We start from the raw sequence: 24,469 nt of genomic DNA on the forward strand, positions 1-24,469 counted from the left end.
CCTCTTAAGCCCTCATGAGCTGGGTGGCAGTGAACGTTGCGCGCGCCACGCATCCGCGCGGGTTCTCACTTGAACAGCGCAGCAGATTCGGACAGGCCTTTGCATCGAGAAACTGCGCCGCGTTGTGCACCCGGCCCAGCGCGACACCCACGCACCACGGCCAGATAGCGATGAAGGCAGTCGTGCAGTCGCTGCCGCAGAGGTGTTCGTTGCCCTGCAACTGGTGCACGGCAAGGCCTCACTCCAAGACGGGAACAAAACCGCAGCCTTGAAACAGGCGCTCGGAAGCCAGATTGCCCTGCGTGATACGCGCGCAGCACTGGCTCTGACCCGCCTGGTGCAATACGGCAAGGCTGTGCAACAACAGTGCGGTGGCGACGCCACGTTGCTGCGCCGCTTTTTCAACGACGACCAATGCAATCACAGGACAGGCGTAGGGCAAGTAGTCCGTGATCAGCAGGGCTGCGTCCAGAGCACCCGAAGACGACTCATGAACCAACGAAGCGGTGTCCATGAAGCGACCGTAGCGCCCACCCAGGATCGCCGAAACTTTTCCGAGAAAATCGTTTTCGGATGCTTCATCCGGCCCGCCAAGAAACGCGCGCTGCGAAATCATGGCAATCGCGGGACCATCCTGGCCGCGCACGGGCCGAAAGACATGCGAGTTCGATACCCCGCCATGCGGAGCAGGCAGATGCTGATGCCACATTCTCGCAACGCGTGCATCATGAACATTCGACGTACGGTCTGGGTTTGACATATCCCCTACCCTCCTGTTTCGAGAAACTGCGCCTGCCCCATACCACCGACCACAAGAGAAACGAAAGAATGCTGACCGGAATAAACCACCTGACGCTGGCCGTCGAGTCCCTGGAACGCAGCGTTGTCTTCTACCAAGACCGGCTGGGCTTCACGCTTGCCGCGCGCTGGAAAACTGGTGCATATCTTGAACTTGGCAGTTTATGGCTGTGCCTGTCTGTGGACGCAAGCAGATCGCCGCTTCCCTTGCCGGAGTACACGCACTATGCCTTCTCGATCTCACAAGCAGATTTCGGCGCTTTTGTTGCCAGGCTGCGTGGGCTGGGAGTGCCCGAATGGAAGATCAATGGCAGTGAAGGCGACTCGTTCTACTTTCTCGACCCGGACGGTCACAAGCTCGAAGCCCATGTGGGAAGCTTGGCTTCCCGTCTCGCCAAATGCCGTGCCCAGCCCTATGCGGACATGGAATTTTTTGACGCCAAGGCGCAGTGAATTTTCAATCCGGGTGGCCATCGACTTCCGCTGGCGAGCGAATGGCACTGCGCCAGCTTACTTGTCACCATCCAACATCTGGTACCGCTTGATGAAGCGGCGTTCATCTGGCGCATAGCCTTGGTTTTGATAGAACTGGTGGGCTGCGGCTCTGTGGTCGCCGCTGGTGACTTCCGCACGCTCACAATTCAGCTGGCAGAAAAAGGTGTCCGCTTTGGAAACCAGCAATGCCCCAACGCCCTTGCCCCGAGCGTTTTCACTGACGACCAAAGAGGTGATACGCCCTATTCGTCCGACCTGATGAAACAACTCAAAGACGTGCAGGCTGATTACACCCACGATAACGTCGGCGTTTTCCACCACAACGACTGCGTCCATGGCGCTTGAAGCCAGAAGCCGTATCTTTTCCCGCACCAATTCCTCTGAAGCGCAATAGCCTAGTTGCTCCAATAGATTCGCAATATTTCCAGCGTCGGAGTCCACCGCATCTCTTGCCTTCATCTTGAACTCTCCAAACTGGTCATAGCGCCCCTTTGATCCCCGTGCTCTCGTTCGATTGGCGGCAGATTCAATCTGCCGATGCCGCGCAGACGCCGGCGCCAGGCACCAGCGCCCGCCTGCACCCTCACTTGAACAGCGCGCGCCCCGCCTGCACCGCCGGCCGTGCATCGACCTGGTGCGCCCAGCGCAGCAGATGGGGATAAGCCTGCGCATCGAGAAACTCCGCCGCGTTGTACACCCGGCCCAGCGCGACACCCGCGTACCAGGGCCAGATCGCGATATCAGCAATCGTGTACTCGCTGCCGCAAAGGTACTCGTTGTCCTGCAGCTGGTTGTCGAGCACGCTCAGCTGGCGCTTGGTTTCCATGGTGAAACGATCGATCGCGTACTGGATCTTCTCGGGCGCATAGACATAGAAATGCCCGAAGCCGCCGCCCAGATACGGCGCGCTGCCCATCTGCCAGAACAGCCATGACAGGCATTGCGCGCGCTGCGCGCCGGTGGGCAGAAAGTGCCCGAACTTCTCGGCCAGATACAGCAGGATGGCGCCGGACTCGAAGATCGGCAGCGCCGGTGTTTCGCTCTGGTCGACCAGCGCGGGAATCTTGGAGTTGGGATTGATCGCGACAAAGCCGCTGCCGAACTGCTCGCCTTTCATGATGTCGATGCGGTGCGCATCGTAGGCCGCCCCCGCAACACCCAGGGCCGCGAGTTCCTCCAGCAGTATGGCCACCTTGACGCCATTGGGCGTCTCCATCGAGTACAGCTGCAAGGGCTTGTCGCCGCGCGCCAGCTCCTGCGTGAACTGGGCGCCGGCCGTGGGCCGGTTGATGTTGCCGAAGCGCCCGCCCAGGGCGGGCGGCGGGGTCCAGACCTTGGGCTGTTCGGAGGGGTTTTGTTCCATGCGATGTTCCTTCAGTTGACCGCATAGGATAGAACGGATGGCCGCGGCGTGCAGCGCTCAGACCAGCTTCCCCGGGTTCATGATCTGGTTGGGGTCGAGCGACTGCTTGATGCGCATCATCAAATCAAACTCGACTTCCGACTTGTAGTGGCGCATCTCGTCGCGGCGCAGCTGGCCCACGCCGTGTTCGGCGCTGATGGAGCCATCGGCGGCGGCGACCAGGTCGTGCACGATGCGATTGAACTGGCTGGTGGTGGCGGCCATCGCTTCGGGCGCCGTGTCCAGCGGCAGCAGCACGTTGTAGTGCAGATTGCCGTCGCCCAGATGGCCGAAATTGATGATGCGCACTCCGGGCTGCAGCGCACGCAGCGCGGCATCGGCCGCGTGCACAAAGTCGGCGATCGCCGAAATCGGCAGCGCGATATCGTGCTTGATGGCCTTGCCCGCGCGCATCTGCGCCTGCGAGATGCCTTCGCGTATCTTCCAGAAGGCCTGCGTCTGCACGCCGCTGAGGCCCACCGCCACATCCTGCACGCTGTCGTTTTCCAGCGCCTGTTCCAGGCTGGTTTCGAGCAGCGCGGCCAGGCCCTCGCCCTGGGTGTCGGCCAGCTCGATCAGCGCGTGGAACGCGTGGTCACCGGCCAGCGGCGCGCGCACATCGCTCACATGTTCCAGGATCAGCGCCAGCGACGGCGCCGACATCATCTCGAAGGCCACCAGCCGCTCGCCGCAGTGGGAGCGCAGCTGCGCCAGCAGGGCCACCAGCGCATCGATATCGCGTGCGCCGACCCAGGCCGTGGCGCGTGCCACGGGGCGTGGCGAAAGTTTCAGCACCGCGGCGGTGATCACGCCCAGCGTGCCTTCGGAGCCTATGAACAGATCGCGCAGGTCATAGCCGGTGTTGTCCTTGCGCAGCGCGCGCAGGCCGTGCCACACGCGGCCATCGGGCAGCACGACTTCCAGGCCCAGCGTGAGTTCACGGGCGTTGCCGTAGCGCAGCACGCCGATGCCGCCGGCATTGGTCGCGAGGTTGCCGCCAATGGTGCAGCTGCCTTCGGAGCCCAGGCTCAGCGGAAAGAAGCGGTCGACCTCCTGGGCCGCGGCCTGGATGTGGGCCAGCAATACGCCGGCCTCGCAGGTCAGCGTGTTGTTGAGCGGATCGATGGCGCGGATGCGGTTCATGCGCACCGTGCTCAGCACCACCTGCGCGCCGCTGCCGTCGGGCGTGGCGCCGCCGCTCATGCCGGTGTTGCCGCCCTGGGTCACCACGGGCGTATGCGTCTCGTGGCAGATGCACATCACGGCCGCGGTCTCGGCGGTGCTCGCGGGCCGCACGACGATGCTGCTGCGGCCGGTCCACTTCCCCAGCCAGTCGCTTTCGTACGGCGCCTTGGCTTCGCTGTCTGCGATCAGGCCGGCGTCACCCACCGCGGCATGCAGGCGCAGCAGCAGCCGGGGGTGCAGATTGCCCATGGCGCTCACCAGCCCAGTTGAATGCGCCCCAGCGCCATCGACACCGCGGCCTGCGTGGGCTCGACCACGGGCAGACCCGTGGCGTCCTGCAGCGGTTCGCGGTACGCGGCCATGCCCGCGCAGCCCATCAGCAGCACGTTCGCGCCCTGCTCGTCGCGCAGCTGGAGGCCTGCGGCGACCATGGCCGAGAGCGTCGCGTCATGGTCGGCCAGCGCGGCCACGCCGCGGCCTATGGCGACTTCCCCCGCGACGCGCTGCGTGATGCCCATCGCGCCCCAGTTGCGCCAGTGGCGTGCGATCGAGCCCTGCAAAATGGCGACCACGCCAAAGCGCTGGCCCAGCGTAAGGGCCGTTAGCGCGCCGCATTCGCTGATGCCCAGCGACAGCGTGCCGGGCATTTCGCGCAGCATGTGCAGGCCCGGGTCGCTGAAGCAGGCGGTGATGAAACCCGCGGCGCTTTCCTGGTGCTCCTGCGCAAAGCGCAGCACCGACAGCGCGGCGCGATCGACATCCTGCTGGGTCTGCACGCCCGGCGGGCCGTCGGCCAGCGTGACGCATTCGATGCGCGGGCCGCCCGCGCGGCGCAGCGGCGCCATGGCGGTGTCTATGCCGGCGGTGACGGCCTGGCTGCTGTTGGGATTGATGACGTAAAGCGTGTCGCGCATGGGCTGCCTTGTGCAAGCGTGGAGAAACTTGGGCGAGTGTAGAAGCGCAAGGCGACTTGGACACTTGCCAATTCATGCGTCATCATTAACACCTTGTTATTCGTTAGCGCGTACACCATGGCATTCAATCTCCGCCAGATCGAAGTTTTCCGCGCCGTCATGATCACCGGCTCCATCCGCGGCGCGGCGCAGCTGCTGTTCGTTTCCCAGCCCGCCGTGAGCCGCCTGCTGTCGCACACCGAGGCGCGCGTGGGCTTTCCGCTGTTCGAGCGCATACGCGGGCGGCTGTTCGCCACGCCCGAAGCCAAAAAGCTGTTCCATGAAGTCGAACTGGTCTATGCGGGCGTCAAGCGCGTGAACGAGCTGGCGCGCGAACTCAGCGAACACCAGGAAGGCATACTGAACCTCGTGGCCAGCCCCAGCGTGGGCCAGGCGCTGATTCCGCTGGCCATGGCCGAGTTCCGCCACAGCAATCCGCAGGTCAAGCTGACCTTCCAGTATCTGGGCCATGCGCCGCTGACCGAGCGCCTGCTCAACCGCCAGGCCGATCTGGCGCTGACCATCTTGCCGGTCAGCCACCCGAATCTCGAAATGGAGGAGCTGGGCAGCGGCCGCCTGGTATGCATCTGCCCCTACAACCACCCGCTGGCGCGGCGCGCCACGCTCACGGTGGCCGATCTGCTGCCGTTTCCGCTGATCGCCTACGACCGCGAATCGCCGTTCGGCGCCATGGTGCATGCGCTGTTCGCCGCCGTGGGCGAGACCGCGCGCGCCGCCATCGAGGCCGGCTCGCCGCAGAACGCCTGCGCGCTGGTGCAGGCCGGCGCGGGCATTGCGCTGGTCGACGAATTCTCGGCCAACAGCTGGACCGCGAGCAAGTTCGTGGTGCGCCCGGTGCTCAACGCGCCCGTGCTCAAGGCCACGCTGGTGCGGCTGCGCACCGAGCCCATGTCGCAGCCCGCCCAGGCGTTCGTCGAGGTATTGCAGCACGTGATGGAGCGCGAAGGCTTTCGCATTTCCGACCAAGATCATTAACATGATGTTAATGACGACGGTCAAAGTGTCACGCGACATGCGTGGGAGCGCTCGGAATAATGGATGCAACTTCAACGCATCCAAGGCCGCTCCCCATGCTTTGCACCCGCCTTCACAGCGCCCGTTGCGCACCCCCTCTTTCCAGCACTGAGTCCCCCGTCCACCCAAGCGAGGTGGCGGCATGAAGCTAGGACTCGAAGGCCGCCACGCGCTGGTCTGCGCTTCCAGCCGGGGCCTGGGCCGGGCCTGCGCCGAATCGCTGGCCGCCGAAGGCGTGGGCCTGACGCTGCTGGCGCGCGGCCGTGACACCCTCGAAGACACCGCCGAGCATATCCGCCGCACCTACGGTGTGCTGGTGCATGCCGTGGTGGCCGACATCACCACGCCCGAAGGCCGGGCCGCGGCGCTGGCCGCCCACCCTGCGCCCGACATCCTGGTGAACAATGCGGGCGGCCCCAAGCCCGGCCACTTCGAGGACTGGGACCGCGCCACCTGGATCGCGGCGCTCGACGCCAACATGCTTGCGCCCATAGAGATGATCCGCGCCACGCTGGGCGGCATGGTGCAGCGGCGCTTCGGCCGCATCGTCAACATCACCTCGTCGGCCGTGAAGGCGCCCATCGACATCCTGGGCCTGTCGAACGGCGCGCGCTCGGGCCTCACCGGCTTTGTCGCCGGCATCGCGCGCAAGAACGTGGCGCACAACGTCACCATCAACAACCTGCTGCCCGGCCCGTTCGAGACCGACCGCCTGCTCGAGACCGCGCGCCAATGGGCCAAGGACAACGGCCAGCCCGAAGCCGAAGTGCTGGCGCAGCGCCGCGCCGCCAACCCGGCCGGGCGCTTCGGCCAGCCGCATGAGTTCGGCGATGCCTGCGCCTTCCTGTGCAGCGCCCAGGCCGGTTTCATCACGGCCCAGAACTTGCTGCTCGATGGCGGTTCCTACCCCGGCACTTTCTAGTCTGCACGCCATGACCCCAGCTTCTTTCGACCTCACGATACGCAACGGCCGCATCAGCAATGCCGATCGCACCTTCCACGCCGACATAGGCGTGCGCGACGGGGTGATCGTCGCGATCGCCCCCAATCTGCCTCCAGGCACCCAGGACATAGACGCCAGCGGCCGCTGGGTGCTGCCCGGCGGCATCGACAGCCACTGCCACATCGAACAGCTTTCGGGCATGGGCGTGATGTGCGCCGACGACTTCTACTCGGGCACCGTCTCGGCGGCGTTCGGCGGCACGACCACCATCCTGTCGTTCGCGGCCCAGCACCGCAATGATTCGATCCCCGAAGTGGTGCAGTCGTATTCGCGGCTCGCGGCCGAGAAGGCTGTGATCGACTACGGTTTCCACCTGATCCTGACCAACCCCGACGAGACCGCGCTGCGCGAGCACCTGCCCAAAGTGATACGCGACGGCATCACGTCGCTCAAGGTCTACATGACCTACGACAAGCTCAAGCTCGACGACTACCAGCTGCTCGAAGTGATGGCCGTGGCCGGCGAGGAAGGCGCGCTGATCATGATGCACGCCGAGAACCACGACATGATCCGCTGGATCGCCCACCGCCTGCTCGAGCGCGGCCATGTCGCGCCCAAGTTCCATGCCGTGGCGCACGACAAGCTCGCCGAGTCCGAAGCCACGAACCGCGCGATCGCGCTGGCGCGCCTGGCCGATGTGCCGGTGCTGATCGTGCACGTGGCCGGCCGCGAGACCGTGGAGGTGATTCGCAATGCGCGCCAGCTCGGCGCCGCGGTCTATGCCGAAAGCTGCCCGCAGTATCTGTTTCTCGAAGCCGACGACAGCGATCTGCCCGGCGTCGAAGGTGCGAAGTTCTGCTGCAGCCCGCCGCCGCGCGATGTCGATTCGCAGGAAGCGGTCTGGGACGGCCTCAAGGACGGCACGCTGGGCGTCTACTCATCGGACCACGCGCCCTACCGCTTCGACGAAACCGGCAAGCTGCCCAAGGGCGATGCCACCACGTTCAAGGAAATGGCCAACGGCGTGCCCGGCATAGAGCTGCGCCTGCCGCTGCTGTTCTCCGAAGGCGTGATGAAGGGTCGCATCAGCATCGAGGAATTCGTCGCCCTCACGGCCACCAACCATGCACGCATGTACGGCCTGGCGCCGCGCAAGGGCGCGATCGCCGTGGGCGCCGACGCCGACATCGTGCTGTGGGACCCCGAGCGCAGCGTCTGCGTGAATGCCGCGATGCTGCACGACAACGTGGGCTACACGCCCTATGAAGGCCGGGTGCTGCAAGGCTGGCCCGAGCAGGTGTTCAGCCGTGGCCGCTGTGTCGTGCGCGACAACGCCTTGCAGGTGGAACGCGGAACGGGCCAATACATCGCCCGTGGCCGTCCCGACCCGCTGGCCAGCCGACCCACGCCGTCGCTCGAACGCGGCCGCTTCAGCGAACTCGTGGGCCTGCAGCGCCGCGACTGAAATCCCTTTCTTCTTTTTCGATCTCTTCAGGAGTTCCCCCATGACATCCACTTCCAAGTTCTCCGGCCTGCGCGCCCTGCCCTGCGCGCTGCTGGCCCTGGCCTCCACGGCCGCCATGGCGCAGGCGCCGCTGCGCACCGCTGTCGACGCGACGTTCGCACCCCATGCCATGGCCAAGCTCGGCGGCGGCGTGCAAGGCTTCAATGTCGATCTCGGCGAGGAACTCGCCAAGCGCCTGGGCCGCAAGATTGAAATCGAAGGCGCCGAGTTCTCCGGCCTGGTTCCCGGCCTCAACAGCAAGCGCTACGACTTCCTGGTCGCTCCCGTCACCGTGACGCCAGAGCGCGCCAAGTCGCTGCTGTTCACCGAAGGCTATCTTGACACCGACTACACGTTCCTGGGCACCAACGCCGCGCCGGCCATCGCCAAGCTCGAAGACCTCAAGGGCAAGACCGTGGCCGTCAACAAGGGCTCGAACTACGAAGGCTGGGCACGCGACAACGCCGCCAAGTACGGCTTCAAGTTCGATGTCTACGGCGCCAATGCCGACGCCGTGCAGGCCGTGCAATCGGGCCGCGCCGACTACAACCTGGCCGGCACCACCGTCGTCGCCTGGGCCGCCAAGCAGAACCCCAATCTGAAGACCAGCTACACCATCAAGACCGGCCTGGTATGGGCCCTGCCCTTCCGCGCCGACGACAAGGCCGGCCGCGACGCTGCCTCGAACGCGCTCAAGTGCATGAAGAAAGACGGCACCGTCGCCAAGCTGGCCGTGAAGTGGTTCGGCTTCCAGCCCGGCGCAGACGATGCCGCCGTGAAGATCGCCCCCGGCACCGGCGTTCCCGGCACCGAAGGCTATGACGCCACCCCTGTGACCCCCAAGTGCGCCTGATGCCCATTCTTGAAATTTCCGGACTGCACAAGTCCTATGGCGACAACGTGGTGCTGCGCGGCGTCGACCTGGAGGTGAACGCCGGCGAGCTGGTGTGCGTGATCGGGCCTTCGGGCTCGGGCAAGAGCACCATGCTGCGCTGCTGCAACCTGCTGGAGACGCCGACCAGCGGCACCATCCTGGCCAACGGCCACCAGGTGACGTCGGCCGTGGTCGACATCAACCGCCTGCGCCAGGACGTGGGCATGGTGTTCCAGCAGTTCAATCTGTACCCGCATCTCAACGCGCTCGACAACGTCGCGCTCGCGCTGCGCAATGTGCAAAACCGTCCCAAGGCCCAAGCCCATGCGCTGGCGCGCGAAGCGCTGGAGCAGGTGGGTCTGGGCGCCAAGGCCCAGGCCTTCCCCAGCGAGCTCTCCGGCGGCCAGCAGCAGCGCGTGGGCATTGCGCGCGCCGTGGCGCTCAAGCCCAAGGTGATCCTGTTCGACGAACCCACGAGTGCGCTCGATCCCGAACTCGTGGAAGACGTTCTCAACGTGATGCGCGACCTGCGCCTGCGCGGCATGACCATGCTGGTCGTGACGCATGAAATGGCCTTCGCCCATGCCGCGGCCGACCGCGTGGTCTTCATGGACGGCGGCGTGGTGGTCGAGCAAGGCACGGCCGCCGAGATGTTCGAGCACCCGCGCGAGCCGCGCACGCAAAGCTTTCTGGCGCGCTACGGGAGCCGACTCACATGACGGGCGCAGAAAGCGGTTTCCTGTTCACCTTCTTCAACGCGGAGGTGGCCCGGCAATATTGGCCCGTGATCGCCTCGGGCGCGGTGATGACTGTGGGCGTGGGCCTGGCCGTGGTCGTGACCGGCACGCTGCTGGGCCTGCTGCTGGCGATCGCGCGCGCGCTCGGCAGCCGCGTGCTCACGCTGCCCATCATCGCCTTTGCCGACATCATGCGTTCGCTGCCGCCGCTGGTGGTGCTGATCGTGCTGTATTTCGGGCTGCCCGCGCTGGGCCTGCCGCTGTCGGCGTTCGCCGTCACCTGGCTGTCGCTGTCGCTGGTGCTTGCGGCCTATGCCGAGGAAAGCATCTGGGCCGGCATCTCGGCCGTGCATTCCGGCCAGCTCGAAGCCGCGCGCTCCACCGGCATGCGCTGGTGGCAGGCGATGCGCCTGGTCGTTCTGCCCCAGGCCCTGCGCCGCGCGCTGCCGCCGCTGACCAACCGCGTGATCTCGATCACCAAGAACACCGCGCTGGGCTCGGTCGTTGCGCTCAACGAAATCCTCAACAACGCCCAGGGGGCGAGCAGCCATTCGGGCAACCCCACGCCGCTGATGATGGCCGCGCTCGCCTACCTGATCGTCTTCTTGCCGCTGGTCGTTTTCTCGCGCTGGCTCGAACAACACTGGCAGCAGAGGTAGACCGTGGAAAGCCTGATTCAAAACTTCTTCAATCTCGAAGTCTATGCGGCGGTGTTTCCGCACCTGCTCAATGGCCTGTGGACCACCATCTGGCTGTCGGCGCTGGTGATTCCGCTGGGCGCCGCGGCCGGGCTGCTGCTCGCGCTGGGCCTGACGCAGTCGCGCCGCCGCTGGCTGCGCTGGACCATCATCGCCTACATCGACTTCTTTCGCGCGTTTCCGCCGCTGGTGCTGCTGATCCTGGTCTACTTCGGCGGCCCGTTCCTGGGCCTGGAGCTGGGCAAGGTCGCCGCCGTGGCGCTGGCCTTTGTGCTGAACAACGCGAGCTACTACGCCGAAGTGTTCCGCGCCGGACTGCAAGGCGTGGCCAAGGGCCAGATGGAAGCCGCGCGCTCCACCGGACTCACCCACCTGCAGGCGATTCGCCTGGTGGTGATCCCGCAGGCCGTGCGCAACGTGTTCCCCGACCTGGTGGGCAACGGCATCGAAATCGTCAAGCTGACCAGCATCGCCAGCGTCGTGGCCATGCCCGAACTGATGCGCGCCGCGCGCGACGCGCAATCGCTGGTCTACAACCCCTCGCCCGTGATTCTGGCCGCGCTGATGTACCTCGCGCTGCTGTGGCCGCTGACCCGCTGGCTGGGCCGACTCGAGCACCGGCGCGCGCGCCGCTGAGCGGCCCCCAAAACCTCTCTCCAAAGGAAACCAATGACTGCCAAAAAGATCAGCGAGACCACCAAGGGCGTCTACATCATCGCCGCCACGCCGTTCACCGACGACGGCGCGCTGGACCTCGAAAGCACCGACAGCCTCACCGACTTCTACCTCGACAAGGGCGTCACCGGCTTCACCATCCTGGGCATGATGGGCGAGGCGCCCAAGCTCACCGAAGAAGAGACGCTCGCGGTGATGGACCGCGTGCTGCGGCGCATTGACGGCCGCGTTCCGGTGGTGGTGGGCGTGAGCCATGCGTCCAACCGCCATGTCGAACGCCTGTCCAAGACCGCGATGGACCAGGGCGCGGCCGGCGTGATGATCGCGCCCGTCGCCAATCTCAAGACCGACGAGCAGATCTACAACTACTTCGCGGGCATGGCCCAGCTGCTGGGCCCCGACGTTCCGATCTGCCTGCAGGACTTCCCCCAGGTCACCGGCGTGCACATGTCGGTGGCCGTGATCCTCCAGCTGATCGCCGATTTCCCGCAGATCGTGATGCTCAAGCACGAAGACTTCCCCGGCATGCGCAAGCTCAGCGAAGTGCGCAGCCAAAGCCTTGCCGACGGCCTGCGGCGCATCAGCGTGCTGGTCGGCAACGGCGGCCTGTTCCTGCCCCAGGAAATGCTGCGCGGCGCCGACGGCGCGATGACCGGCTTTGCCTATCCCGAAATGCTGGTCCAGGCCTGCGCGCTGTTCGACCAGGGCCGCGGCGACGCAGCCGAAGACCTGTTCAACCTTTATCTGCCGCTGCTGCGCCACGAGTTCCAGTACGGCCTGGGCCTGGCGCTGCGCAAGGAAACGCTCAAGCGCCGCGGCGCGATCCGCTCGGCCTACGTGCGCCGCCCGGGCCCCGTTCTCAACGCCATCGACATGGCCGAACTCGGCCGCCTGATCGCACGCCAGGAGAACGCACTGCGCGAACGCGGGCTCTGAGCCGCGCGGGCCGCCCGCCCTCTTTTTCAACCCCGACCAGCGCCTGCGGGCTGGCGATTCCAGGAGTGACCATGCAACGCCGATACTTTCTGCAAGCTTCCAGCGCCGCCACCCTCGCCACCACCTTGCCGGCCCGCGCCCAGGCCTACCCGGCCAGAACCCTGCGCATGGTCGTGCCGTTTCCGCCCGGCGGCCCGGTCGACGGCTTCGCGCGCTTCTACGCCGAAGCCCTGGGCAAGCAGCTGGGCCAGACCGTGGTCGTCGAAAACAAGGGCGGCGCCTCGGGCGCGCTGGGCAGCCTCGATGTCAAGAACAGCCCGGCCGACGGCTACGCGCTGCTGTTCGCCACCGCCTCGACCCATGCACTCTACAACCTCACCGAGCCCAAGCCGCGCTACAGCGCCGCCGACGACTTCGATTACATAGGCGTTCTCGGCGGCGCGCCCATCGCCTTCGCCGTGGGTCCGTCCATGCCCAAGACGCTCAAGACGCTGGCCATCGCCGCCAGGCACAACCCCGGCAAGTACAACTACGGCTCGCCGGGCACGGGCACCTTGATGCATGTGGCCGTGGAGCGCTTCAAGCAGCAGACCGGCGCGCCCATGGTGCACATCCCTTACAAGGGCACGGGCCCGGCGATGCAGGACCTGATGGGCGGCGCGATCGAAATGGCCGTGGGCACGCTGGGCGTGATGCTGCCGTTTCACCGCAGCGGGCGCATGCATATCGTCGGTGTCGCCACGCCCCAGCGCCTGGCGCTGGCGCCCGACATTCCCACCATCGCCGAGTCCGCCGATCTGGCCTTGCCTTTCGACGCCATGCTGTGGAACGTGGTGGCCGTGCCGCGCGGCACGCCGGAAGCGGTGAAGAAGGCGCTGGCAGACGCCACCAAGGCCGTGATGGGCACGCCGGCCATGGCCGCCACGCTGGCCGAGCAGGGAATCTTTGCCGATCTGCATATCGGCGATGCCGCGGCTTCGGCCTATGTGAAGGCCGAGGCCGCGAAGTGGAAGCCGGTGGTGGCGCAGCTGGGCGGGGCGGGAGCGATAGGGCAGTGAGGCAGTTGGCGGTTCAGAGCACTGCCAGACTTCCTGCATGAGATCGCTCGCCAGCGCCAAGGTGGCATGCCGGACCGCTTGCTGATAGACTCAAGACAACCGTTTTGCTCCACTCTCATGTCCACCAAGACCCACCAGACCATTCAGACCGAACGCGGAATGCAGATCGCCGAGCGACGCATTCCGGCGATGGCCGCGAAGGCAGGTCATGATGCATACCGGACGGCACTCAAACATACCGGCGCGGTCACTCTAAAGACCGCCAGAGGCCAGATCGTCGAGCGCAGGCTCGACGGCAGCGAAACGTTCATCATGAACGTTCCGCTTGGCAAGCGCGTCAAGCCTGGCACTATCCTCAAGCGTGTCAAGTAAGGTCGCTCACGCAGCACCGACGGCCAAGACCGCCAAACCTGCCCAGCCGCGCCTTCGTGTTCTTGCAGGACCCAAGCGGTACGCCAGGAGCTGCTCGAAGAAGGCAAAACCTTCACCTTCGAGACTGTGATGTCGCACCGCTCGAAGATCGACTTCATGCGAGAAGCCCGGGCGCGCGGCTATCGCATCTATCTATACTTCGTTGCGACCGACGACCCCGCCATCAACATCGACCGGGTGCACCGGCGCGTGCTGCAAGGCGGTCACCCGGTACCAGGCGAAAAAGTCATCGATCGATATCACAAGTCCATCGCGCTTATGACCGAAGCCTGCGAGGTGGCGCATCGTGCCTATATCTTTGACAACTCGGGCGCCAAGCACAAGCTGCTGGCCGAGGTGATCGATTTCGACACCATCCGATTGGAGACCAGCATCATCAACCCCTGGTTCCTGGCGACTGACCTTTGGAAGACCTTCTCCTGAAGCGCCGCTCCGGCCAGCAGCGCCGGCATTCCTCCCGCTGAAGGACAGCCGGTGCGACCTCGCTTCAGTTCTTACGCATCCAGACGCCGGCGGCACTGCGCCCTCAGCAAGGTCGTCAGACACATGATGCGCAGCTTATTGATGTCGTAGTCGGTCAGTGCCAGATGATGGGTGCAGCGGTTGTCCCAGGCGATCAGATCGCCGGTCTGCCAGCGATGGCGGCATCTGGCTTCATGCCGACAGCGGTTACCAACTCGAGGACGCCGAACGATCGAAATACTCGCTGGGTCTGCCGCACATGCAGTTGCCTGGTGCGCCGAATGCAGCTATGCTTTTTCGCATGGCCCGCTCGCACATCGTGTCGATTATTCGCACCATCCATTGGATGGTGGGTTGGCGCGCGGCCTGAGCAGCACCAGCAACCCGCCCCACGAGGCGGGTTTTTTCTGTCTCCGGGGGCTTTCAGACCACAGGAGATCAGATGAACCCATTGGCAACCCCGCCCGCCGTGCTGCACATGCTGTGCGGAAAAATTGCCTCAGGAAAGTCAACGCTGGCCCAGCGGCTCGCCCAGGCGTCTGGCACCGTGCGCATCAACGAGGACGATTGGCTGTCCCGCCTATACCCCAATGAGATTCTCGCCATAGCGGACTACGCGCGCTGCGCGGCCCGGCTGCGCGCAGCAATGGCGCCGCACATCGAGGCTTTGCTGCGCTGCGGAGTGTCGGTGGTACTCGACTTCCCGGCCAACACGCCAGACACGCGCCGTTGGGCACGCGATATTTTCGAGCGCGCCGGCGCAGCGCACCGTCTGCACTTTCTGGATATCTCCGACAGCGTGTGCAAGGCGCGATTGCGCAGCAGAAACGCATCAGGAGACCACCCTTATGAGACCTCCGACGCACAGTTCGACTTGATTACCCGCCATTTTGTGGCGCCGTCTGCCGAGGAAGGGTTTGTGATCGTGCGCCATAACTAGGACAACAAGGCCAGGGCCGGCCGGCTAAGTTGCGAAGACAGATCGTTTCGCCATTGAGGGTGCTATGGGCCAGCCAAGCGGAGTCGCAGCCTTTCCGGACGGGTGTGCCGACACTTAGAACAACGACTAGGCGTTGTGGAGCATCCCAGCCGTTCATATGGGATTTTTTGCAGTTCTAGAGAAAAAGCAGCCACGTCGTTGATGGTAGAAAATTCCTTAACCTTGGTCTGCAAACTCCTTGCCGTTAAACTTGTAAAGTTTAACCCCCATCAAATGACTGTTTTTCTCATCACCAATATTTGCCCATAGAGAACGGTCATCCGCGTCTATTTTTAAAGCTAATGGAGAAGGCCAAAAACCAAAATACCAATCTGAAACTGGGTCAATTTGCTTGATGTATCTGGATGCCATTTTCAGACGTTCAGCCATAAACGCGCGCGCCGATGGCTCATGGCGTTGATTCAAACCCTGCAAGTAAATCTTTGCCTCCGACTTTACGTGTAGGAGCTTACTGAAGTCGATCACAAAATCCTTCATCGCGGTCGAGCTTTCACACTCCATCGCCACATGGATTTTTGTCACCACTCCCTCTGCACCAAAAGCGTCGACATCACACTCCGCAACCAGAGCATCCAACAACCACTCCCCTGATTCGCGTTTAATGTCTTTATCGTTAAAACTGATGTGACGCAGCCTTCCGAGCCCCGGGGCGAGCTTAGTGAGGCATTTACCAGCCATATAGCAAAAGTGGCTGGAGCGCATTGCATTGGATACGGTACGCTGTTTATCATCCGGCATACACCACGTCATGGATTGAGAAAGTGCGCTATTCAACTCATCCCTTAGCGCATCCAGCGTCAGTGAACCACTTATGTTTTTGGCATCTATCGACGTTTCGAAAAAATTCATAAATCTACTTCTTTAATAAGGCAATAACTCATTCTTTACTCATCCTCTCGCAGTGTAGGCTTTTTCTTGTTAGAAATTTCGTTAACTATGCACAGCACCACCTGATAGCCTTGAACCGCGTTATCAAAACACAGATCTTGGCAGCAGCGAAGAACGAAACCCGGAGCACGGTTGCTGATGATCCATGTATCCGTGCAGGCGTTTTCGAGAGCCACGCGACCGTATCATTCCTCCGTGATCATCGTCGCAGAAGGCGTCAGCGCCGCAGGAAAAACCCGTTGGGCCACGCAATACGCACCAGCAATCGTTGAAGAAAATACGGCCAGCCCAGCCGCCACTGCAGATATCGCCGCCGTGGGCCGTTTCTGGAGCGACAGGCACAGCGAGCGCTGGCTGCGGGAATTGGAACCCGAACGCACACATGGCGCGGTCTGCTTCGACACCGATCCCTTGAAGATCCACTACGGCTGGTGTCTATGGCAGGTTGGCAAAGGCACGCGCGAGGAGTGGCTGGCCAACGTGGTGTCCACGCGCGCGCATATCGCGCAAAAGCAGCTGGGTTTCGCGGACAGGATTGCATTTCTCGAACCGCCCGAGCATGTGGTGCGCGCGCAGAAAGCCAATGACGGCACGCGACGGCGCAGCAATTTCGAAACCCATTTGCAACTGTATGCGCCATTGCGACGCTGGTATCTATTGCTGGAAAGCCTGGCGCCTGGGCGGCTGGTGTTCAACGCAGATCAACGGCAAGAGACGGCGCCGCTGTCATTGAAGACCGATCGCTATTGCCTTGCATTGTTTGACGCGCTCATTGAGACGGCGGACCGGACGCCAGGGAGTTCCCGGAGCCCATGATGCATGGAAAAAGGCATCTGAATACCCGGACCTAGCTCCCGCCGAACGGCGTTTTCCGCAACGCTCCAACCACCGTTCGCTCTGAGTGAGGCAAGCGAGCCAAGGTCTCGCAAGGCGTTCAAAAGAAACAGCGGGCGTTAAAAATCCGTTCGTCCTGAGCCTGTCGAAGGATGAACGGCCCGCTCTCAAGTCATGAGGATGGGCCGTTCATGGTTCGACAGGCTCACCACGAACGGGTCACTGTTTGGTCGCCGTTTACAAAAATCGACCACCTTCTAAGTCATTGATTTATTTGACGAGAAACGCTGTTTCTTGAGAGCCTGTCGAAGGATGAACGGCCTGAGCTCAAGTCATGAGCACAGGCCGTTCATGGTGCGACGCGCCCGGCCAGGGAGGCTCACCACAAATGGGTCACTGTTTTGTCGCCGTCTGCCAAAATCGACCGCCCTCTAATTCATTGATTTAGTTGACAAAAAACTGCTTCTTGAGAGCCCGACGAAGGGCCGGCATTTGAAAGTCAGACCGAAATACCGAAAAACAGTGGCCTTCTTGGGCACCGGACTGTTATTGGAGCAGCAGGCCGACCACGACAGGTAATGCACCCATTTTGCAGCCAGCCCGTCAAAGCCTACTTCGCCGCCGGATCGGCGACCACGGGCGCATCAGGCACTGGCGTCGAGCCGTTGAGCGAGTTCTCGGGATGTTGCACAGGGGCAGGCGCAGCCGGTTCACCGGGCTTGGGACCACAGGCCGTGAGCAAGGCGCAGGCGGCGAGCACGGCATAGACGGGATTCAATGGGTTCATCCAACACACTCCTTGAGTCGAAAGCTTGAGTCTGAGGGACTCACCTCTACGCGCTTGTCGGTCAAAGGGAGGCTTACTTTTGGTCACTTCGCGGGCCTTTTGATGGTAATGAGAACTATTCTCTAAAATGGCATCTTGCTTTTGCCTGAACCCTGCCCGCCATGTCCCACCCCCTGATCTCCGATGTCTTCTGCGACAGCTACTCCGCGCTGATCGGCTTTGTGGCCCGGCGTACGGGCAATCGGCAGACGGCGCAGGATCTGGTGCATGACGCCTGGCTGCGGCTGGCCGAGCGTGGGCCGCGTGGCGACGAGACCAGCCAGGGCGCGACGCGCGCCTATCTCTATACGGTGGCCGACAACCTGGCGATCGATCACCTGCGCCGCGCCGGGCGCACTGCCGAGCGCTTCGATGGCAGCGGCAATCTCGACATGCCGGCGGCTGCCGCGGTGCGCGATGTCGCCGACAGACATCTGCACCGCGAGGCGCTGGCCGCGGTCGATGCGGCGCTTGCCGCCCTGCCCGCGCGCTGCCGCGCGATCTTTCTGGCCGACAGGCTCGAAGGCACGCCGCATGTGGAGCTGGCGCAGCAGCACGGCGTATCGGTCAAGACCATAGAGCGCGAAGTCATGCGCGCGCTCGACGCAGTCGAGGCCGCGCTGCTGCGCTGGCGCGGCGATGCCACGGTGCAGCGGCGCGGTCGCCGGCGTGCGCTGTCGACGCTGCTGGGCGTGGGCGGCCTGGCCCTGGCCGGCAGCGCGATGTGGCAGGCCTGGCGGCCGTTTGTTCCCGGCTGGCAGGTGGTGCTGGCGACGCTGCGCGGCCAGCAGCTGGAACAGGCCTTGCCCGATGGCAGCCGCATTGCGCTCGATGCCCAGGGCCGCGCCGAAGTGCGTTACTACGCCACGCGGCGCGAAGTGGCGTTGCGCGCGGGCTCGGCATTCTTCAATGTCGCGGCCGACGCCGAAAGGCCGTTCGTCGTCGAGGCGCTGGGCGCGCGCATCACGGTGGTGGGAACACGCTTCGAAGTCGCCGTGGGCGACGACGGCGATCTGCGCGTGGCGGTGGAGCAAGGCCATGTGCGGGTGCAGCCGCCGGGTGCGGCGCAGCAGGACCTGTATTCGGGCGAGGCGCTGAGTTGGTCGGCGCACGCAGGCGTGCAGCGCGCACCGGCCCAGGGCGAAGTTGCGCCCTGGCGCAGCGGCTGGCTGGACTTTCGCCATGTGCCGCTGCACGCGGCAGTGCAGCGCCTGGCGCGCTACAGCCCGGTCGCGCTGCGCGTCGCGCCCGAGGCGGCAGATCTCACGGTGTTTGGCCGCGTGCGCATCGCCGAGGCCGGCGCCTGGCTCAGGCTGCTGCCACGCAGCCTGCCGGTGACGGTGCGCGAAGAGGGACAAGGCGCCGAGCGCGCGCTGCTGATCGCACGGCGCTGAGGCGGTGGGCCGGCGTCGCCGGGCCACGCCAAAGATATTTCAAAAAAAGCGTGAGGGAAGTCGCGCCCTCGTTCGTTTCTACCTTGGAAGCCGCACTGCGGCCCCTTCGCTTTCATTTCCAAGGTTGTTCTCGTTATGCCATCACTCCAAGCCCGCCATCACCTGATCGCCGCCGCCATCCTGGCCCTGGCCGCGCCCGCTGTCTGGGCCCAGCCAGCAGTTGCCGCGCCCGCCGCGACGGCAACGCGCAGTTTCGACATTGCCGCTCAGCCGCTCGATGCGGCGCTGTCGGAACTCGCGCGCCAGGCCGGCCTGCAATTGCTGGCCCCGGCCGAGCTGGTCCAAGGCCGCAATGCAATGGCCCTGCGCGCCACGCTCACGCCCGCGGCGGCCGTGCAACGCCTGCTGCAAGGCAGCGGCCTTGCGGCCCATGTCAATGGTTCGACGCTGGTCGTCGAGCGCGCCGGTCCCACGGCGTCGCTGGCCGAAGTGCGCGTCGCCGCGCGCCGCGCCGGCGACGGCACGACCGAAGGCACGGGCGCCTACACCAGCCGCGTGACCAGCATTGCCTCCAAGACCGATCAGTCGTTTCGCGAGATTCCGCAATCGGTGTCGGTGGTCACGCGCCAGCAGCTCGATGACCAACGGCTGCTCACCGTCAACGATGCGCTCAAGCAGATGCCGGGCATCACCGTCAACCGCGCCAACTTCGGCTCGTTCGATTTCTATTCGCGCGGCTTCCAGGTGACCAGCATGCAGATCGATGGCGGCGCGTCTCTGGCCCTGGGTTCCTACACCTACGAGCCGCAGCAGGACATGGCGTTCTACGACCGCATCGAAGTGATGCGCGGCGCTTCGGGCCTGCTGGGCGGCATGGGCGACCCGGGCGGCATCGTCAACCTGGCCCGCAAGAAACCGCTGGCCGAGAACCAGCTGGTGTTTGAGCAGTCGGTGGGCCGCTGGGACAGCAACCGCACCATGCTCGACGCCACCGGAACCCTGGGCTTTGACGGCCGGCTGCGCGGACGCGCCGTCGCGGTCTATGAAGAACGCCACTTTCACCTGTTGGACCGCAGCCAGGAAAAGCCCGCGCTGTATGGCGTGCTCGAAGCCGATCTGACGGCCAATACGCTGCTCACGGTGGGTACCAGCTACGGCAAGCGGCACGAGAACGGTATAGGCGATGGCCTGCCGCGCTACACCAACGGCCAAGTGCTGGAACTGCCGCGCAGCGCCAGCCTGACCCAGCCCTGGGGCTTTTCCGACACCAAGGATACGGAGCTGTTTGCCCAACTCGAACACCGCTTTGCCAACGGCTGGAAGCTCAAGACCAATCTGGCGCATGTGAAGGCCGACGCCATTGCGCACACCGCCTTTGTCGATGGCGCCATAGATCCACAGACGCGCGAAGGCGCGTACTGGGGCGGCGGCCGCTATGCGACGTCCAGCCAGCAGGACATCTTGGACATCAACCTGAGCGGCACTTTCGGCCTGCTGGGCCGCACCCATGAACTGCTGCTGGGCGCCGATTGGCAGCGCGCGCAGGGCACCTGGGCCACAGGCAAGCCGGTCGACAACTGGGCGGTTCCCGCGGACCTGTTCGCGGTCAATGCCTGGAATCCCGACATGAACGTTCCGCTGAACTACATCTACGACCCCTGGAACCAGCAGCAAAAAGGCGCATATGGCGTGCTGCGCCTGCACCCTTCGGACCGCCTGCATGTGATCGCCGGCGCCCGCCTGAGCCGCTACGACTTTCTGCAGCAGATCTCCAATGCCGACACCGCCGGCAACCGCACGGTGACTTCGCGCACCGAATTTGGCGAGCCCACCAATGTCACGCCCTATGGCGGCGTGATCTATGACTTGAATTCGCAGTGGTCGGCCTATGTCAGCTATGCCTCGATCTTCAAGCCCCAGGCGCTGCTCAAGGCCGGCCCGCTGCCCGGCACATCACTCGACCCAGTCAAAGGCAAGAGCTATGAAGCAGGCTTCAAGGGAGAACTGCTCGACGGCCGCCTGAACGCCACGTTCAGCGTGTTCAATGTCGAGCGCACGGGCACGGGCGTGGTCGATGCGCGCTATCCCACCAGCCGCGATCCCTGGGCCGGCAACTGCTGCTATCTGCCGCAGGGCAAGGTGAGCAGCCGCGGCTTCGACGCCGAAATCGGCGGCGAAGTCCAGCCCGGCTGGCAGCTTGCGGCCGGCTACACCTTCAACCAGACCAAGGACCGCAGCACGGCCACCAGCTACAGCACCATCACGCCCAAGCATCTGCTCAAGCTGTCGACCGCCTATCGTCTGCCCGGCGAATGGTCGAGCTGGCAACTTGGAGGCTCGACCCATATCCAGAGCAAGACATCGGTCAATGGAGCGCTGTATGACGCCAACTTCAATGCCTCGCCCTATGCCTTCGCCGAAGGCGGCTACGCGGTATTGAATGCCCTGGTGCAGTACCGCATCGATCCCAATTGGACGGTGTCGCTGAACCTCAACAATCTGCTCGACAAGGTGTACTACGAACGCGTGGGTACGGCGTCGGGCGGCAACTGGTATGGCACACCGCGCAATGCGGTGCTAACCTTGCGCGGCCAGTTCTAGGCCCGCGCTTGTGCATCGTCAGGCCGGTGCCCCAGCAGAGGGCGGGCATCGGCTATTCTCATGATCATGGGTGTAGTCGGCAGCTTTCAAGAAAATAGCAAAAGTACATTGATTTTCATATTGCTAAGTTATTGCTATCACCCACTTCAATGACGCTATCGGTCGCCGCCGGCATATGCCGGCGCCGTGATCGATGCGGTCGCCACAACAACCTGCCGGCGCGCTGCGCCCCTGAAAGTCGAGTTGCACCTTGAAGATCATTCACTATTTGTCGTTTACCGGCGTCATCGTCGCGATAGGTCTGCTGTTCGCTGATTTCAGCAAAATAGCGGGCCTTGTGCTGGCCTTGGCCACCGTGGTTGAACTGGTGATGTCGGTCACTATGGGAAAGCAGAGCAACGAAGGCAGCCGCTGAACCTGCAGATCAGCGGCGATCAAAGACAGATGAAAGTGGTCGCAAGCCTGGCCTTGGTCGGACTGTTGGCGCTTTCGGGCTGCTCCGATTGGTATCAGACAGTGGAAGTGCGCATCACGGCCGATGCCTACCAAGTCAACGCCGTCAAGTCGGCGCTTGCCACGCCCGCCGTCGACGAGGCGGTGCGCGTCAATCCCAAGACCGTGCTGCTGGTGGTATGCCTTCCTGTGCCCGCTGCCAAGGTCATGCAGTTCGAGAAAGAGCTGCGTGCTCGGCACAAGGCAAAACTGCAGATCACTTTCACCGACCAAGGATGTCCGTCCTAGCGCCTGACCACCAGAGCGCAGGCTCTCGCGCCCAGTGACCGTGCATCGGTTGGGCCCCCTGACGTGGAACATGTCATGGCAGCCGCCGACCCAGACATGCGTGCCGCGCCGCTCCCGCTCAGGTCGCGAAATCACCGCCGGCCTGACGCCAGGTGCGACTGAGGTACTTGTTGGCTTTTACGTCATCTTGTATCTCGACGTTACAAACCCTGCTACGCTGTCGTGCCAAGGAAAGAACGTCCCATGGCGGTCACAGGCACCGCCCGCAATCGTTGACTGCAACCAAGGAGATCTGCATGAAGCCACATGCCCGCCTCTGGGGCCCACTGATTTTGGGGGCCCTGGCCTCGCATGCCAATGCCGACGAAAGCATCGTCAACTTGTGGCGACCGGGCCAGCTGGGCAGCATGGCCGCCATTGCGCACGAGCCGGGCTGGACGCTGCCGGTGGTGTACCTGAACATGGCGGTCGCGGGCAGCGATTCACGCGCTCTTCCGGCGACCGGGCACCTGGACACGAAAGTCAAAGGGCGTGTCAACATGGCCTTTTTCGTGCCGACCTACACCTTTGAAACCACGCTGTGGGGTGGCAGGCCGTCACTCGGTCTGGGCATTGGCGCGGGACGCACACGCTCCCAGGCCGCGGCGACACTCACCGTGCCGGTACTGGGCCCGATCTCGGGCACGCAACGCGATGCGGTGACGGGAGTCTCCGACATCTACCCGAACGCCAACGTCAAATGGAACGACGGCGTGCACAGCTACATGGCCTACGCCTCAGGCGTTCTTCCCGTGGGCTCGTACCGTCAAAGCCGGCTGGCCAACACCGGCGCCAACCGCTGGGCCGTCGACGCCGGCGCAGGCTACACTTATTTCGACCAGAAGAAAGGCCTGGAGTTTTCCCTTGTCGGCGGCATGAACTACAAGGCCAGGAACCCCGCCAGCGACTACCGCAGCGGCGCCGAAGCGCACATCGACTGGGCCACCTCGTATTTCTTTCTGCCCAATGTGCACGCAGGCCTCGTGGGCTACTTCTACCGCCAGCTCAAGGGCGACTCGGGCAGCGGCGCGGTGCTGGGCACGCTCAAGTCGAGCCTCAATGGCATAGGCCCGCAGGCCGGCATGTTCTTCGAAGCCGGTGGGCAGCTCTATTACTTGAACGCCAAGGCCTATCACGAGTGGGGCGCGAAGAACCGCGCCGAAGGCTGGAATTTCTGGCTGACCCTGGTCGTGCCTTTCAAGGCGAAATAAGCGTTCGCCAACGCAGCGCGTCCACGGCTGAACGCGCGCGCCGTCAAGCGTGCGTGGCCCCGGGCGCCAGACGCCCCGCCAGCAGATTGGCGGTGCGGCGCAGCAGATCGATATCGGTTTTCTCCTTCACGCCGCGGCTGAAGCAGCACAGCGTGCCATAGACCGAGCCATCGGCCAGGCGCACCGGCGTGCTCAGATGCGTGCCGATGGGGAATCCGGGGTCGGGTGCCTGGCCCGCGGTCACATAAGGCGCGGCGTCGCGCATCACTTCGGGCAAGCGGCCTTCGACCACGCGCTGGCACCAGCTTTCCTCCACCGGGCCCGACATGCCGGCTTCGAGCTGCGGCGTGAAGCCCGTCGCGCTGTCGACCGCCTTGAAAATGCGGCGGCCGTCGGTGATCTCGGAGACAAAGGCGACATCCATGCTCAACTTGGTGCGGATCAAATTGAGAACCTCGCGCACGGCGGCGGGAAGTTCGGGATCCGCGGCGTCGCTGGTGGCCACCAGCAGCTCGGAAATCTTGACGTCGATATCGTCAGGGTTGTAGTCCAGTTGCATGCCAGCAAGTCTAAGCCCACAGACGCCCCTTTCCGGTGCAAGCTTGTGACGGATGGTATCCGCCAGCGTGCTCTGGCGACGGCCTTCAGCCTGCGCGCGCCGCGCCCAGTTCGCGCGCCAGCAGCGCCCCGAGTTCGGCGCGCCGCGGCGCCATCATGCGCGGCTGTATCGAGGCGATGGAAATCGCCG

28 protein-coding genes and 1 pseudogene are annotated in these 24,469 nt (G+C 64.0%); 19 read left to right on the forward strand and 10 right to left on the reverse strand.

The genetic code is table 11. The features are described 5' to 3' along the window. Positions 1–4: 4 nt before the first annotated feature. Complete coding sequence (locus tag KHY18_RS18050) at positions 5–229, reverse strand: glutathione S-transferase family protein (protein WP_213302952.1); 225 nt, start codon at positions 227–229, stop codon at positions 5–7. Between the two features lie 9 nt (positions 230–238). Next, positions 239–760 (reverse strand): GNAT family N-acetyltransferase, encoded by a 522-nt coding sequence (locus KHY18_RS18055; protein ID WP_213302954.1) that lies wholly within the window; start codon positions 758–760, stop codon positions 239–241. Between the two features lie 68 nt (positions 761–828). Here KHY18_RS18055 and fos point away from each other — a divergent pair, with 68 nt between their 5' ends. After that, a complete protein-coding gene (fos, locus tag KHY18_RS18060) occupies positions 829–1,251 on the forward strand; it encodes a fosfomycin resistance glutathione transferase (protein WP_213302956.1) in 423 nt (140 codons plus the stop codon). Positions 1,252–1,308: 57 nt separating this feature from the next. Here the strand turns inward: fos and KHY18_RS18065 are convergent, their stop codons facing one another. The 4 genes from KHY18_RS18065 to KHY18_RS18080 all read right to left on the reverse strand — a co-directional run bounded on the left by KHY18_RS18065 (position 1,309) and on the right by KHY18_RS18080 (position 4,794). Next, entirely contained in the window at positions 1,309–1,752 is a 444-nt protein-coding gene (locus KHY18_RS18065) for a GNAT family N-acetyltransferase (protein ID WP_213302958.1), read from the reverse strand. A 124-nt stretch (positions 1,753–1,876) separates the two neighbouring features. Next, the gene (gene yghU, locus KHY18_RS18070; RefSeq protein WP_213302962.1) at positions 1,877–2,656 is read right to left on the reverse strand and encodes a glutathione-dependent disulfide-bond oxidoreductase; all 780 of its coding nucleotides are present in this window, start codon (positions 2,654–2,656) and stop codon (positions 1,877–1,879) included. Between the two features lie 57 nt (positions 2,657–2,713). Continuing rightward, a complete protein-coding gene (locus KHY18_RS18075; protein WP_213302965.1) occupies positions 2,714–4,129 on the reverse strand; it encodes an FAD-binding oxidoreductase in 1,416 nt (471 codons plus the stop codon). 5 nt (positions 4,130–4,134) lie between these two features. Then, the gene (locus KHY18_RS18080; protein WP_213302968.1) at positions 4,135–4,794 is read right to left on the reverse strand and encodes an aspartate/glutamate racemase family protein; all 660 of its coding nucleotides are present in this window, start codon (positions 4,792–4,794) and stop codon (positions 4,135–4,137) included. Between the two features lie 117 nt (positions 4,795–4,911). Between KHY18_RS18080 and KHY18_RS18085 the strand changes: the two genes are divergently transcribed. The 11 genes and pseudogenes from KHY18_RS18085 to KHY18_RS18135 form a co-directional block, all read left to right on the forward strand. Then, positions 4,912–5,829, forward strand: coding sequence for a LysR substrate-binding domain-containing protein (locus KHY18_RS18085; protein ID WP_213302971.1), 918 nt, complete (start codon positions 4,912–4,914; stop codon positions 5,827–5,829). A 181-nt stretch (positions 5,830–6,010) separates the two neighbouring features. Next, the gene (locus KHY18_RS18090) at positions 6,011–6,790 is read left to right on the forward strand and encodes an SDR family oxidoreductase (RefSeq protein WP_213302974.1); all 780 of its coding nucleotides are present in this window, start codon (positions 6,011–6,013) and stop codon (positions 6,788–6,790) included. A 10-nt stretch (positions 6,791–6,800) separates the two neighbouring features. Beyond that, complete coding sequence (hydA, locus tag KHY18_RS18095; protein WP_213302980.1) at positions 6,801–8,276, forward strand: dihydropyrimidinase; 1,476 nt, start codon at positions 6,801–6,803, stop codon at positions 8,274–8,276. Positions 8,277–8,316: 40 nt separating this feature from the next. After that, the gene (locus tag KHY18_RS18100; RefSeq protein WP_213302983.1) at positions 8,317–9,168 is read left to right on the forward strand and encodes a transporter substrate-binding domain-containing protein; all 852 of its coding nucleotides are present in this window, start codon (positions 8,317–8,319) and stop codon (positions 9,166–9,168) included. Beyond that, the gene (locus tag KHY18_RS18105; RefSeq protein ID WP_249729212.1) at positions 9,168–9,908 is read left to right on the forward strand and encodes an amino acid ABC transporter ATP-binding protein; all 741 of its coding nucleotides are present in this window, start codon (positions 9,168–9,170) and stop codon (positions 9,906–9,908) included. The genes KHY18_RS18100 and KHY18_RS18105 overlap by 1 nt, the downstream gene beginning before the upstream one ends. Continuing rightward, positions 9,905–10,585, forward strand: coding sequence for an amino acid ABC transporter permease (locus KHY18_RS18110; RefSeq protein ID WP_213302986.1), 681 nt, complete (start codon positions 9,905–9,907; stop codon positions 10,583–10,585). The genes KHY18_RS18105 and KHY18_RS18110 overlap by 4 nt, the downstream gene beginning before the upstream one ends. A 3-nt stretch (positions 10,586–10,588) precedes the next feature. Beyond that, on the forward strand, positions 10,589–11,260 hold the full coding sequence (locus KHY18_RS18115; protein WP_213302988.1) for an amino acid ABC transporter permease: 672 nt from the start codon (positions 10,589–10,591) through the stop codon (positions 11,258–11,260). 33 nt (positions 11,261–11,293) lie between these two features. Next, a complete protein-coding gene (locus tag KHY18_RS18120; RefSeq protein WP_213302990.1) occupies positions 11,294–12,235 on the forward strand; it encodes a dihydrodipicolinate synthase family protein in 942 nt (313 codons plus the stop codon). A 71-nt stretch (positions 12,236–12,306) separates the two neighbouring features. Then, on the forward strand, positions 12,307–13,293 hold the full coding sequence (locus KHY18_RS18125) for a Bug family tripartite tricarboxylate transporter substrate binding protein (RefSeq protein WP_213302992.1): 987 nt from the start codon (positions 12,307–12,309) through the stop codon (positions 13,291–13,293). Between the two features lie 117 nt (positions 13,294–13,410). After that, on the forward strand, positions 13,411–13,665 hold the full coding sequence (locus KHY18_RS18130; protein WP_249729213.1) for a hypothetical protein: 255 nt from the start codon (positions 13,411–13,413) through the stop codon (positions 13,663–13,665). 66 nt (positions 13,666–13,731) lie between these two features. Then, a pseudogene (locus KHY18_RS18135) lies at positions 13,732–14,148 on the forward strand (ATPase); the annotation flags it as partial. 71 nt (positions 14,149–14,219) lie between these two features. Here the strand turns inward: KHY18_RS18135 and KHY18_RS27445 are convergent. Next, positions 14,220–14,474, reverse strand: coding sequence for a TauD/TfdA family dioxygenase (locus KHY18_RS27445; protein WP_213303032.1), 255 nt, complete (start codon positions 14,472–14,474; stop codon positions 14,220–14,222). Between the two features lie 155 nt (positions 14,475–14,629). On the opposite strand from KHY18_RS27445, the gene KHY18_RS18145 reads away from it, so the two are divergent. Further along, positions 14,630–15,127, forward strand: a complete 498-nt coding sequence (locus KHY18_RS18145; RefSeq protein WP_213302994.1) for a P-loop nucleotide/nucleoside kinase family protein — start codon at positions 14,630–14,632, stop codon at positions 15,125–15,127. A 216-nt stretch (positions 15,128–15,343) separates the two neighbouring features. Here KHY18_RS18145 and KHY18_RS18150 read toward each other — a convergent pair whose 3' ends face one another. Further along, positions 15,344–16,036: a hypothetical protein gene (locus KHY18_RS18150; protein ID WP_213302996.1), complete on the reverse strand. Its 693-nt coding sequence runs from the start codon at positions 16,034–16,036 to the stop codon at positions 15,344–15,346. A 234-nt stretch (positions 16,037–16,270) separates the two neighbouring features. Between KHY18_RS18150 and KHY18_RS18155 the strand changes: the two genes are divergently transcribed. Next, the gene (locus tag KHY18_RS18155) at positions 16,271–16,891 is read left to right on the forward strand and encodes a hypothetical protein (RefSeq protein WP_213302998.1); all 621 of its coding nucleotides are present in this window, start codon (positions 16,271–16,273) and stop codon (positions 16,889–16,891) included. Between the two features lie 628 nt (positions 16,892–17,519). Here KHY18_RS18155 and KHY18_RS18160 read toward each other — a convergent pair. Further along, positions 17,520–17,696 carry a hypothetical protein gene (locus KHY18_RS18160; RefSeq protein ID WP_213303001.1) on the reverse strand — a complete coding sequence of 59 codons (177 nt, stop codon included), beginning with the start codon at positions 17,694–17,696 and terminating at the stop codon, positions 17,520–17,522. A 161-nt stretch (positions 17,697–17,857) separates the two neighbouring features. Here KHY18_RS18160 and KHY18_RS18165 point away from each other — a divergent pair, with 161 nt between their 5' ends. The 5 genes from KHY18_RS18165 to KHY18_RS18185 all read left to right on the forward strand — a co-directional run bounded on the left by KHY18_RS18165 (position 17,858) and on the right by KHY18_RS18185 (position 23,721). Then, the gene (locus KHY18_RS18165) at positions 17,858–19,129 is read left to right on the forward strand and encodes a sigma-70 family RNA polymerase sigma factor (protein WP_213303003.1); all 1,272 of its coding nucleotides are present in this window, start codon (positions 17,858–17,860) and stop codon (positions 19,127–19,129) included. A 135-nt stretch (positions 19,130–19,264) separates the two neighbouring features. Beyond that, positions 19,265–21,730 carry a TonB-dependent siderophore receptor gene (locus KHY18_RS18170; RefSeq protein ID WP_213303006.1) on the forward strand — a complete coding sequence of 822 codons (2,466 nt, stop codon included), beginning with the start codon at positions 19,265–19,267 and terminating at the stop codon, positions 21,728–21,730. Between the two features lie 250 nt (positions 21,731–21,980). Next, a complete protein-coding gene (locus KHY18_RS18175; protein ID WP_213303009.1) occupies positions 21,981–22,145 on the forward strand; it encodes a hypothetical protein in 165 nt (54 codons plus the stop codon). 29 nt (positions 22,146–22,174) lie between these two features. Beyond that, a complete protein-coding gene (locus KHY18_RS18180; protein WP_213303012.1) occupies positions 22,175–22,471 on the forward strand; it encodes a hypothetical protein in 297 nt (98 codons plus the stop codon). A gap of 296 nt (positions 22,472–22,767) precedes the next feature. Continuing rightward, positions 22,768–23,721: a SphA family protein gene (locus tag KHY18_RS18185; RefSeq protein WP_213303015.1), complete on the forward strand. Its 954-nt coding sequence runs from the start codon at positions 22,768–22,770 to the stop codon at positions 23,719–23,721. A gap of 43 nt (positions 23,722–23,764) precedes the next feature. Here KHY18_RS18185 and KHY18_RS18190 read toward each other — a convergent pair whose 3' ends face one another. Further along, positions 23,765–24,280, reverse strand: coding sequence for a GAF domain-containing protein (locus KHY18_RS18190; RefSeq protein WP_213303018.1), 516 nt, complete (start codon positions 24,278–24,280; stop codon positions 23,765–23,767). Positions 24,281–24,469 lie beyond the last annotated feature (189 nt).

The sequence above is a fragment of the Acidovorax sp. CCYZU-2555 genome, assembly GCF_018413525.1.
In the GTDB taxonomy this organism is placed as follows: Bacteria; Pseudomonadota; Gammaproteobacteria; order Burkholderiales; family Burkholderiaceae_C; genus Comamonas.